This is a genomic window from Pseudoduganella violacea, assembly GCF_014191875.1.
Lineage (GTDB): Bacteria > Pseudomonadota > Gammaproteobacteria > Burkholderiales > Burkholderiaceae_D > Rugamonas > Rugamonas violacea_A.
In genome coordinates this window covers 252,600-262,761 of record NZ_JACHXD010000003.1, presented here as the reverse complement: position 1 = coordinate 262,761, position 10,162 = coordinate 252,600, and the positions used below count along the sequence as shown (strand labels likewise).

The following is a 10,162-nucleotide window of genomic DNA, read 5'->3' as shown; positions in this document are numbered from 1 at the left end:
CCGGGCCTCGTCCTCGGTCGGCGGCCTCATGCGACACCTCGGTTCAGCTTCACATCGAACCACCATTCCACTTGCAGTACCAGGTGAGTCCGGCTGACGGGTTCGAACAGGTCAAGATGCTGCAGCGCCGCGCTCAGCGATACGTCCGCCGCTCGCGTGGGCGTGTGAACGTAAATTTCTATCGTGCCCAGGTTCAGGCCCAAGCTGCCGCCGGCGTACACCAGCGGCTCGACCTGGCCGGCCAGGGAGGCGACGGTGAGGCCGTCCCTTGGCGCCTGGCTGCTAGCCTGCAGCGGCCCTTCCCGTAGCGGGTGCGCCACCAAGTCCTGCTGCCATTCGGGATACAAGTCCGGCAGCTCGCGGCGCAGCTTGATCAGGCGCGGCACGTCGGTCAGCGTAATCTCACGCCACAGCGTGATGCCGGCCGCTGTGCGGATGTCGTAGCGCTGGGTAGCGGCCAGGTCTTCCATTGTGGGTGCGGCTGCAATCAGGTTGGCGCCCGGTGCGCTGGCGCTGGCCAGCACCAGAGGCGGGAAGTTGTCGGCCTTCATGCTGCACCTGCGCTTTCTGCTTGGGTGCGGCGCCAGATGGCGTGGCCCTCAGCGATGCCGGCATAGTAGGCGTCATCCTCGGCGGTGCCAGCCTCATATGGCTTGAGGATGCGGCGGCCCTCAATGCGGAACTTCAGCGCCGCCAGCACGCCTTGTTTGTATGCGGGGCTGCGCGGGTCGCGCGGCACGCTGAATGCGGCGGAGAACAGTTCGTAAGCGGTCATGGCGGTGGCCAGCGTGATGCTGGTGATGGTCGCAGCGCTCATTGGGCACCTCCAGCTGCATGGAAGGTCTGCACGCTGCGGCCCCAGCTGTAATCGCGCATGCGCTGCTCGTCCAGTTCGAACCCAGCGCGGCGGGTGATGGTGCGCGCGAAGCCGGCGCCGTCGATGAAGTGGTCGTGGACGTGCGCGGCGGCGAGCTGGTCAGCGGTGCGGATGGCCTCGCCGCGCCGCTCCCACCAGGCGCGAAGCCAGAGCATGTACGAACACAGCGTTTCAACCTCATAGCGCATGAGCTTGGCGTCGGTGAGGTAGTCGGTAATGGCGACGCCGGCACGCGGCGGTACAGTCAACTGGTGGATGGTGAGGGATTGCGATTGCGCCGTGCTGGCGCTGGGCGTGGTGGTGCCTGGCATGGTGTTGCCTCCTTTTGCGGTGAGACCGCGCCACCCGTCGCCAAACGGGGGGAGCAGCGAATAGCAGGGTTGGCGAACCGGTGCAAAAGGAAACCGGCGTACCTTGCGGTACCCCTGCTACCGCCGCTCATTGAAGGCGTGCGAAAGCAAGCACACATGAAAAAGCCGCTTGCGCGGCCAGTGCGCCTTTTGCTTCTACCAGGTCGCCAAACCCGGCACCGTCTTTGTCCGGTGCTTTTTTAGCATAGGCCAGCGAGAGGTAAACCGTCAAGGAATTTTCCCCAGAAGAGATTAACCGTAGACAAATCAATGTTTTCGAAAGTTGACTTTTCTGCCAATAATAATTTGATCAGAATACGGTGCCATATCGACCCCGCTGCGGCTGCCTCTGTATGGACTCTGCATTTAACTTATTCCTCGCCAAAATGAAAAGTAGCTTTTGCCGCATCGCCAGAGCGACGCGTCATGAAGTATCGGAGGGCGATTTGCAAGGTGATGCGTGGGTAGTCGCGCACGAAATCGGGGAGCGCCGCGGCAAGCCCATCGACTTCTCAGAGCCAGCCGATCAAGATTTAGTGATACGGGCGGTGAATCTAAACAACGTGCGACGTGGTGATTGGCACATGCGGAAATCGGTTCGCATTGATGAGGAACGCGAGGCGGATGATGGTGGAGTGGGATGGTCAGAGAAGCTGACTGCCGTCAGCACCTCGGACCCCTTGAAATTTCTGCTGAAGCGCGAGACGGCGCGCGAGCACGATGCCAAGTTTGCTGCGAGCTATTCGCAGGCCGCCGCCTACGTGCGTATCTTTGCTCACTTCAAGTATGACCGGCGCGAAGTCTGCACGTATCTTGCGGTTACGGACGGAATACTTGCAAGTCGCGTGACCACTGCCGCGGCTATCGTGGCTGTGCAGCCATCGTTATTCGATGGTATCCATCGAATCGGCCCCAAGTTCTTGCCCCCACGAGGGCGCGCTTACGCCACGCGCCAGATCCACCATCTCGGGTCCGTGCAGTGGGCATGGTGCTTTGAAGATGCTGGTGGGTAGTCGCAGGCGGCGATCACGCGAAATACGAGCATCACCTCTCGCCAATCTCGCTCCGTAAGCATTTAGGGGTGCGAATGCGCCATTGCCGCCGAACCGCTGGAGCCCTCGCAACCCTTTCGGAACCCTTCAGGAACCCTATCGGAGCCGGCTAGGTTTCCGCTGGCCTGCATTGGCGTTATGCGGCTGCCTCGTTGCGGTGTGGCCGCATTGTCGCCGCCATGCGTTTGGTTGCGTTCGCACGCGTTCGGTATCGACATGACTCCGCAACGCGTGCATCACGCGTCAGCCACGCGTGGGTGCCTGCGTGGCCCGCACAAGGGAGTAGCATTTCGCGACACCCTTTGCAGCTGGCTGGAGCCGTGCCGCGTGGCCGCAGCAAATACGGGATTTTCCCGCATTTAGACGAGCGTCAGCACTGCCCTGGCAATGCGCCCGCATAGCGTCGGCATTGCGGACGCACGCCGTGCACCGGGCGTGCACGCGGCTCGCAACAGGGTAGCACGGTGCTGGCAGGATGAGCTAGCTGCAACCGGCTGGGTTCGGGCTGGCGGCGCGCGGCGTTGCATGGCTGGCGTCGCCCCCCCCTTGGCACTGCGTTCCCGCCTGACGCCGGCTCGGCAAGGAGATGGTGAAACGCCACCCCCTTTCGGTCCGCCCTGGCCTCGCCCGAATCTTCGGGGCCGGCGCGCCTGTGCATGAAGTCGGATTTGAAATCGGACTTAGCGGCGCGGGCCTGCTGCTGGCGCTGGTCGGCGATGACGCGGCGGGCGTGCAGGTGGGCGGCTTACGCTTGGCGGTGGGGGCGATTCACCACCTCATCGGGGAACAGTTCCGTGGAGCAGGTTGCAAGCGATGCTGGATTTACCGCATTCACGGCGCTATTCGCGCTTGCCCTGTCTGCGGTCACGATGCTGCCGGTGGAACTCAGGCCCACCCAGCACGCGCAGTGCAACATCCTGTGGTACGCCCTTTTCCTGCAGGTAGTCCATCGCAGGTGTGGTGCCCTCGGTTTTCGCCACCCACAGTGCGTTATCCACGGCGAAGGCTTCGCTGCGCAGTTTTCGGCGGTCAGAATTGGCCATCGTCTCAAATCGTTCTTTGGATGGCGAAATGGCAACATTCTTTGTGAAGTGGTCGGCGCACGATACTGAGCGGCAAAGGTCTGTGTTTTGCCAAGCAGCGCCAGCTGCAAAGATAGGCTCTAATTCTGAGCCTATTTCCTGCGTCGGCCGGTCAGCCGCTGCACCTTGACCAGCGCCGCCGCCAGCTCGGCTTGAGCATCGGCCAGGCGTTGCGCCCGGCCGGCGTCACCGCCCTTGTCTGCATTGCGTGCGGCCTTGGCCTTGCCGGTGATAGTACGCGGGCCGGTGGCGGCCTGCCATGGCTTCCAGCACGCAATCATGGCGGCCTGCTTGGCGCGCGCGGCATCGGTCCACCTGGGCATATTGGCTCCTTTTGAAAAGTTCGTTTTGGCGCGCAGCGATGTGAAATTGCGTACTTATCGTTGCGAAACGGTCGGCTTTAGACATTCCCCAACCCGCATGAATGCTCGCTCTCCGGGTTGGTGCGCGTTTCGAAACTGAGCAGATTGGAATAGTGCGCGAGGCGTGCTGGCGATGCTGAGTGAAGCCGTCAACACCGCTCGGCGCCAACCTCGCGCGCGGCCTGCGCCATCACCTGCATGGCCAGCGGCAGGTTGCTGGCCGCCTCGGCCTGCTCGGCCACACGCTGCAACACCTTGAGCCGGTACGACCGGCAGGCAATCGGAATGTTCTCCACCTCGGCCAGCAGCTTGCGGCGCGTGTCGTAGAACAGTTCTCGCCAGTGCGCGCCCAGCCTGACGCCGGCGCGCCGCTCAGGATGCCACGCTTCAATGCGCTGGCGGGTCAGCACTAAGCCAAATTTCTGCTTTACGGCGGTGGCAACTTGTTCGGGCGTCTCATAGCAGGCCAGGGCGGCAACGATATAAGCGCAGACGTGTCCGGGTAGGGTGGGCATGATTTCTATTCGTCAAGGTGGGTCAAGGAAGATGCGCTTACGCTGCGGCTGGTAGCAGGAATGTGGTGCCATCCAGTTCGATGACGTCGGCGTCCAGTAAGTGGCCGCGTTGTTTTGCGCAGGCTTTGGCTAGGGCGCGTAAGGCGGCCAGTTCTTTGCGCTTGAGCGTTGTCAATTGGAGCGCGGTTTCGCTCTGTTGGGCGTGTAAACGCGAGAACGCCGAAATGCCGTTGGCTTTGAGCTGAGTATCCAGCTTTCGCTTCTCCTTTCCTGCTGCCAGGCGGCGTACGTGGACAGCGTGCCAGCGTAGCGCGGCAGTGGTTAGTTCTTGGTCCTTCACATTCATCTCCGTGTATCTGGCAAGGCCACAAATCGTGCCATAGAGACGCGAACGAGCCTTGCCGAATGGTGTTGCTTAGTCGAGTAGCGCTGACCGCTCAGCGGGCCGATTTCGGTCAATCATCGATTGTGCCTCCCGATTTAAAGAACGCGGCTCGCTCCATGTGCGGCATCACGTCGAAGGCGGCGCGCGTGATGGTCTTGCCATTGACCCTTGCTGGAGCGGGGCTGCTGGAGTGCTCCGTAGCGCCATCGACAATCTTCCCGCCTTCCTTGATGAATTTGGCTTTGCTGGCGGATGGCATGGAGTCGAACTGCGAGCGTGTGATGGTGTTGCCAGTTCCTTGCTCGCCACCAGAAACGGCGGTGCTAGACGCACCACTCTGGCGCAGAATCATATCTTTGCTTGGATAGCGGTCAACCAGCTGAGCGAATGCCTCGTCGAAGTTTGCCACCTCGCCAAAGCGCGTGCCCGAATAGAGCTGGATGCCGTGCTTGTCAACGGCGACCAGCTTACCGCCCTCGATGCGGAATGAATCGGAGAAAGCTGCGGTGGCCAGGTCATGCGGGATTTTTAGGCTGGACATTACCGGCGAGGTTTCGAAGTGTTTGCCCAAAGCGAGCTTCCATGCGGCGGCGCCGTCAATTTCTCGTTCTGCGCCGTTGTCGAGTACATAGACCGGAGCGCCATTGCGGACGACGGCCGAACCATCCTTGTTCAATTTCAGTTTCATCTTGTTGCCTTCTTTGCGATTCCCCGGTGCCGCCGGGACGGGATTGGATCATGGATACAGGTAGCAGAGGCCATGTGGTGGGCCTGTTGCCTGTACGAACTCGCCACGCTCGCAGTCCCAACTGGTGGCCGCATAGTCAGCATCTCGATGGCGCTGATGGTCGTTGGTGTGGCGTGGCTGCCGGAGCGATGTTCCCTTGCTGGGAAACGATGTTTTCCCTATTGCCGCGGTTTGCTTGGGCTGTTCAATCCCTGGCAGCTGGGTGTCCAGAGGTTGGACGCCCTCCTGTGTGCTGTCCGAGTGTTGGGTGTTATCGGCGCCGGCGGGGATGGGGTGGCGAATCTGCACCCCATCGGCAGGGAAAGAGTGAATTGAAGAGGGAACGTCTATACACAGGATAGACGTTGTCGAATTTTGGATAGTGTCGCTCTCCGCACTCGCAGCAACGTCTATAGATTTCACTCCGACATCTATAGACTTCGGTGCGCGGGTGGGGCGTTCGGGCTTGCACGGCGCCGTCATGATGTCAGCAAAGCTCTTGGCCTTGGTCTTGGCGATGGGGGAGCTCAAGCCCAGCAGCGCCAGCAGCGTCTCCGCTTGGCTGCCGAGGGCGGAGACAAGCGCATCGTGCATAGCGGGCTCGCTCAGGCGCTCAGGGCGTGCGCGTAGTGCGTCCAGTACCATGCGCCCGGCCGCATCCCTGTTCGGCTTGCTGAGGCGCTTTGCGCGCGGCTGGTGGGTCAGGCCGAAGCGCTGCGCCACCTGCTGCTGGAAGTCGGCCAGCATGGCGCGAATCTTGGCTGGGCCGCCGGCGAGCGCGCCGCCCTGCATGCGGCCGGCAACCAGCGGTAGCAGCAGAATGTGGCAATGCGGCGCGGCTTCGTCCAGGTGGACGGCGGCGCTCAAGATGGGCACGGCGAAAAAAGCATCGGCCCATGCCACGGCGGCGGCAAAGTATTCGCGGTGGTCGATAGCGGCGGTGGCCGGCAGGCTGACGACCAGCTCCAGCGCCATGCTGGCGTCCCGACGGAGTGTGGTCACGCCGGCATTGTCCAGCAGCGCGAGCGCCAGCCCGGCCACCTCGTCGGCGGAGGCCGGGCCGCGCAGCTGATAGTTCAGGTTCATGCGCGCAGGGTTGATGCCGCTCGCGGCGGTGGCGCCAAGCTCGGCCTGAATCTCGCGCAGGTTGTGCATGGCGGCCAGCCGGACGATGTTCTTGGGTGATGTCACGCCGCGCACGGTCCGGGTGTTCAAGCTCTTGAGCCGCAGATACAGTGCATCGGTCATGCGCACCCTTTGACGGCCGCACATACCAGCGCCAGTAGCACCAGCGCGCACGGTGGTGGTGGCGGCAAGGGGCGCAGTAGCACGCCGCCCAGCCTATGAGCGGCGGTAATCATTCAGCCGCCTGATTTGCTGTCAGCAGGTACTTGGCATACTCGCCGGCGACCCATTGAACGCCGCGCGGAGTGAATTTTGCACTGTTGAAAGCGTGGCTGCTGGAATCAGCTGTACCAGCTTTCACCACAAAGCGCCCCGCCTTTATATGCTGGGCGTAGGGCATCCACTCACCGCCAAGACGGTACATGATTTCTCGCTTGGTCAGGAAAGTGCGGAAATTGCTCTCGTTCGCTCCAATCAGCTTGCAGACCTGGCGGAACCCCTTCAGGCCCGTGCTGTCGACGTACCGGTCAACGAACTTCACCGCCGGCGCCGCACTGGCCAGTTCGGCCTGCTGTCGCTCGATAAGCTCCGCCTGTTCGGCAGCCAGGCGCAGGGCACCGGATAGGCTGGTGGGCACGGCCGGCGCCACGGCAGTCTCCAGCTCGCGCCAACGGGCGATTACCTTGCGGCGCAGGACGGCGCTGTAGCCCGTCAGCAGCACGTCAGTTAGCTCGCGGTCCAGCGCGTATTCGGTCTGTTCGCGGTTCATGCCGTCAATGTAGATACGTCCAAATTTGGACACATCTTCCCCTAGCTCAGTCAGCATCTTTTCGACGTCGCGCTTTACGTGCTGATGCTGCTTTTCGGTCAGCAGCGCAATTTCTCGGCTCGACATCGTCGGGGTGGGCTGGCCCAAAACTTGGGCAACTGGGGTAGAATACAAGCCAGATACAGCAGTTCCGAAAGAGTCAGGGCGCTCCCCAGCATCCCCTGACTTTTTCATTTGTGGCGTCGGTGGCGGGCGGTTCATTACGCTGCTCCGCTCAGTGCGTGAGCAACATCAGCAACAGGCCACAGCAGCAGCTTGCCGCGCTTGATGGGACGCACTCCGTAGCACTCGCCCTTGAGGCAATGGTTTTTCAGCGCAGTCTGCGGCGCGCAGCACATGGCGCGAGCAAACTCTTGGGTTGTGATGTGGTCACGCCCTTGTGCGACAGTAGCCAGGGCGGGTGGCAGGTGGATTGCTTGCATCGTTTTCCCTTTCTCGGATTTAACGATGTAGAAATCTACGCATGGCAACCTGCGAAACTGATTGCCGCAACCTGCGACCTAGCATTCATGCGGGGTTGCGACCTATTTGCGCAACCACGCAACGCAACCACTATTTGCGGTTGCGCACCTTCAAACCATCGAAGGCAGTCGCCTTGACCGGGCCAAGCTGCTCCTTCGCCCTTACAAGCATTTTCCCTATCATTTGACGGCTCACGCCATGCTTTTCTGCTAACTTCCGGTGAGTAATTCCGGGTTGATTCGCGTCATACTGCAGCTTGCTCAAGACCTCAGTGTCCCAAGCATTCTGCATACGCGGCAGTTCCTCAACGGACGGCTGCGCGGTGTCATCACTTAGAGGGCTGCACAACATCGGGATGAAGCGGTCCAACTCCGAGACGAGTATGACAAGTTGTTGTGACGTCCTTTTCACCTGTGGCGAGTACATCGCCCCACCGTCCAGACTGAGAGCCCCCAAAATCCGCGTTTCACCCTCAAGCTCAATTTCTAGCAGATGACGAGGCGGAATAATCAAGAGGCCAAGGACATCTTCATTTCTGCTATAGGTCATATTTCGCATGAAACCACTGAATGGCGCGGATATGAGCAGCGCGCCGTGCACGCCCGCTCGGAGCAACGCAGCTGGCTCGATTTTATGAGAGGAACGACGATTGATGTATGCGGCCGCTTCCGGCAGCGTGAGATAAGACACGGTGGCACCCCTTCAGGTGTGCGCCTTCATGAAATAGGTGCTGCAACCAGGTCGGTGAAGGAGCCGACTTTTCCCCCGCTAAAGGTAGGTTGCAGCGTAAATCGTGCCTGATGTGGTCAGGCGGCCGTGACTACGCGCAATCCTGCTGGCGCTGGTTGGAACTCAATGCAGGCCTGCTCAAGCATCCAGACCTCAATCTGGTCGTGGAACTTGCGCAGTAGGTCCAGCGGCCGGCGGCGGTAGTGCTTCTCTGCCAGGGCGCTAGGCTTGTGGCCCATGATTTGCGCCGATACGCCGCTTGGCACTTCGACCCACTCGCATAGTGTACCGAAAGACCGGCGCAGGCCGTGCAAGGATATATGCGGCAGGCCGGCGGCCGCGAGTGCGTCGGTGTGGGCTATGCGCGGCTCAGCGATATGGCCGCTCTCCGACGTGGAGCTGCTGAAGACCCAAGGGGAGGGCGCCCAGGCCCGGCCTGTAGCCTCAAGGGTGCGCATTCGGCGGACGGTGGGCGGCGTGTTGTTGATGCGCTTGAGTTCCAGCAGCAGGCTGGCGAAATAGGGCGTCAAAGGGATGGTCCGCGTGCCTTCGACCTTATCGCGGATGGTCATGCTGCGCCACGCGAAATCGACATCTTCCCAACGCAGTGCGGCCAGTTCCTCGCGGCGTGGGCCATTCAGCAGCAGGCCTTGCAGGTAGGCACTGATAGTAGGATTGGGTATCTTACGCATCGCGGCAAACCAGTCCTTCAGCTGCTCGCGTTGCAAACTGTCGCCATCCTTGGCTTTGCTCTTAGGTACCACGTCGCGCACGCTGCTGGCGCTGTACGACTGCTGCGGCACCAGGCCACGGTATGCGGGCTGGTCATCCGCCCAGCGGATGAAAGCACGCAGGATGCGGTAGCTCTGCGCCGCATTGGTGGCCCTGGTGGCCGCCTCGCGCTCCAGCCATTCGGCAATCTCGGCACCGCTAAGCTCGGACAGCAGCAGCTTCATCAATGGCGCCAGCGGGCCGGCGACCGTCTCTCCCTTGCCGCGCATCTTCTCCTGGCCGCCTTCAGCCGCCAAGTTGATGTGATTCTGATAATGTCGCTCGCCCCAACGCGCACGCCGGGCCTCAAGGTAGAGGGGCCAGACGTCGCCAAGTTTCAAGTCCTGCCGTTTGGCCTCGGCGCGTACCGCTTCTGCCTGGGCGAGCTGGTCTGCGCGCAGCTGGCGCGGGTCAATGCCCTGGTCGGTCATCGCCTTGTACTTGGTCGCTTCGGCCTGGGCCTTACCTACCGTCCAGGTCCGGACATCGCCCACAGTAATGCGGATGGTTTTGCCGTTGAGCCGTGTCTCAAAGATATAGGACCGGGCGCCGGCGCTGGTCACGCGCAGGCCCAAGCCCGGCGCCTTGGCGTCCCAGAATATGGACTGCTGCTTGCCGTCTTCGCACTGGAAGCTGGCCACCCGGTCCGCCGTGAAATTGAGCTTTGCCACCATCTCACCTCTCTGTATAGGCGCCGTGTAGGCACCATGTAGGCACCATGTAGGCAAATTTTAGCAAATTCGGGAAATGCAAGGGAAAGTTTGCGAGGGTAAAAGTAGCCGAAAATCGGCATTTCCCCTATGAGGAAGGGCGTTTTGGGAATGATGGGGAAACTATGGAAAATTAAAATTGGTCAGCCTTCTAAGCTGAGGGTCGCTGGTTCGAACCCAGCTGGG

The 10,162-nt window shown here is 61.3% G+C and carries 15 protein-coding genes; 1 reads left to right on the top strand and 14 read right to left on the bottom strand.

The genetic code is table 11. From position 1 onward, the window contains the following. Positions 1–26: 26 nt before the first annotated feature. The 4 genes from FHS03_RS07020 to FHS03_RS07005 all read right to left on the bottom strand — a co-directional run bounded on the left by FHS03_RS07020 (position 27) and on the right by FHS03_RS07005 (position 1,459). The gene (locus FHS03_RS07020) at positions 27–551 is read right to left on the bottom strand and encodes a hypothetical protein (RefSeq protein WP_183440302.1); all 525 of its coding nucleotides are present in this window, start codon (positions 549–551) and stop codon (positions 27–29) included. After that, complete coding sequence (locus FHS03_RS07015; RefSeq protein WP_221208067.1) at positions 548–817, bottom strand: hypothetical protein; 270 nt, start codon at positions 815–817, stop codon at positions 548–550. The genes FHS03_RS07020 and FHS03_RS07015 overlap by 4 nt, the downstream gene beginning before the upstream one ends. Further along, the gene (locus FHS03_RS07010) at positions 814–1,188 is read right to left on the bottom strand and encodes a hypothetical protein (protein ID WP_183440301.1); all 375 of its coding nucleotides are present in this window, start codon (positions 1,186–1,188) and stop codon (positions 814–816) included. Before FHS03_RS07010 ends, FHS03_RS07015 begins: the two co-directional genes overlap by 4 nt. Positions 1,189–1,315: 127 nt before the next feature. Beyond that, positions 1,316–1,459, bottom strand: a complete 144-nt coding sequence (locus FHS03_RS07005; RefSeq protein WP_183440300.1) for a hypothetical protein — start codon at positions 1,457–1,459, stop codon at positions 1,316–1,318. A 121-nt stretch (positions 1,460–1,580) separates the two neighbouring features. Between FHS03_RS07005 and FHS03_RS07000 the strand changes: the two genes are divergently transcribed. After that, positions 1,581–2,240 (top strand): hypothetical protein, encoded by a 660-nt coding sequence (locus FHS03_RS07000; protein WP_183440299.1) that lies wholly within the window; start codon positions 1,581–1,583, stop codon positions 2,238–2,240. A gap of 878 nt (positions 2,241–3,118) precedes the next feature. Here FHS03_RS07000 and FHS03_RS06995 read toward each other — a convergent pair. The 10 genes from FHS03_RS06995 to FHS03_RS06950 all read right to left on the bottom strand — a co-directional run bounded on the left by FHS03_RS06995 (position 3,119) and on the right by FHS03_RS06950 (position 9,937). After that, positions 3,119–3,322 (bottom strand): hypothetical protein, encoded by a 204-nt coding sequence (locus FHS03_RS06995; RefSeq protein ID WP_183440298.1) that lies wholly within the window; start codon positions 3,320–3,322, stop codon positions 3,119–3,121. 131 nt (positions 3,323–3,453) lie between these two features. Beyond that, positions 3,454–3,684, bottom strand: a complete 231-nt coding sequence (locus tag FHS03_RS06990) for a hypothetical protein (protein ID WP_183440297.1) — start codon at positions 3,682–3,684, stop codon at positions 3,454–3,456. A 188-nt stretch (positions 3,685–3,872) separates the two neighbouring features. Beyond that, positions 3,873–4,238 (bottom strand): DUF2280 domain-containing protein, encoded by a 366-nt coding sequence (locus tag FHS03_RS06985; protein WP_183440296.1) that lies wholly within the window; start codon positions 4,236–4,238, stop codon positions 3,873–3,875. A 37-nt stretch (positions 4,239–4,275) separates the two neighbouring features. Next, the gene (locus FHS03_RS06980) at positions 4,276–4,578 is read right to left on the bottom strand and encodes a hypothetical protein (protein WP_183440295.1); all 303 of its coding nucleotides are present in this window, start codon (positions 4,576–4,578) and stop codon (positions 4,276–4,278) included. Positions 4,579–4,693: 115 nt separating this feature from the next. Beyond that, positions 4,694–5,311: a DUF6651 domain-containing protein gene (locus FHS03_RS06975; protein ID WP_183440294.1), complete on the bottom strand. Its 618-nt coding sequence runs from the start codon at positions 5,309–5,311 to the stop codon at positions 4,694–4,696. Between the two features lie 48 nt (positions 5,312–5,359). After that, on the bottom strand, positions 5,360–6,598 hold the full coding sequence (locus tag FHS03_RS06970) for a plasmid recombination protein (protein WP_183440293.1): 1,239 nt from the start codon (positions 6,596–6,598) through the stop codon (positions 5,360–5,362). A 109-nt stretch (positions 6,599–6,707) separates the two neighbouring features. Then, entirely contained in the window at positions 6,708–7,505 is a 798-nt protein-coding gene (locus FHS03_RS06965; RefSeq protein WP_229426095.1) for a phage antirepressor KilAC domain-containing protein, read from the bottom strand. Continuing rightward, on the bottom strand, positions 7,505–7,726 hold the full coding sequence (locus FHS03_RS06960; protein ID WP_183440292.1) for a hypothetical protein: 222 nt from the start codon (positions 7,724–7,726) through the stop codon (positions 7,505–7,507). The genes FHS03_RS06965 and FHS03_RS06960 overlap by 1 nt, the downstream gene beginning before the upstream one ends. 130 nt (positions 7,727–7,856) lie before the next feature. Next, entirely contained in the window at positions 7,857–8,456 is a 600-nt protein-coding gene (locus tag FHS03_RS06955) for a hypothetical protein (protein ID WP_183440291.1), read from the bottom strand. A 116-nt stretch (positions 8,457–8,572) separates the two neighbouring features. After that, positions 8,573–9,937 carry a tyrosine-type recombinase/integrase gene (locus FHS03_RS06950; RefSeq protein ID WP_183440548.1) on the bottom strand — a complete coding sequence of 455 codons (1,365 nt, stop codon included), beginning with the start codon at positions 9,935–9,937 and terminating at the stop codon, positions 8,573–8,575. Positions 9,938–10,162: the final 225 nt, after the last annotated feature.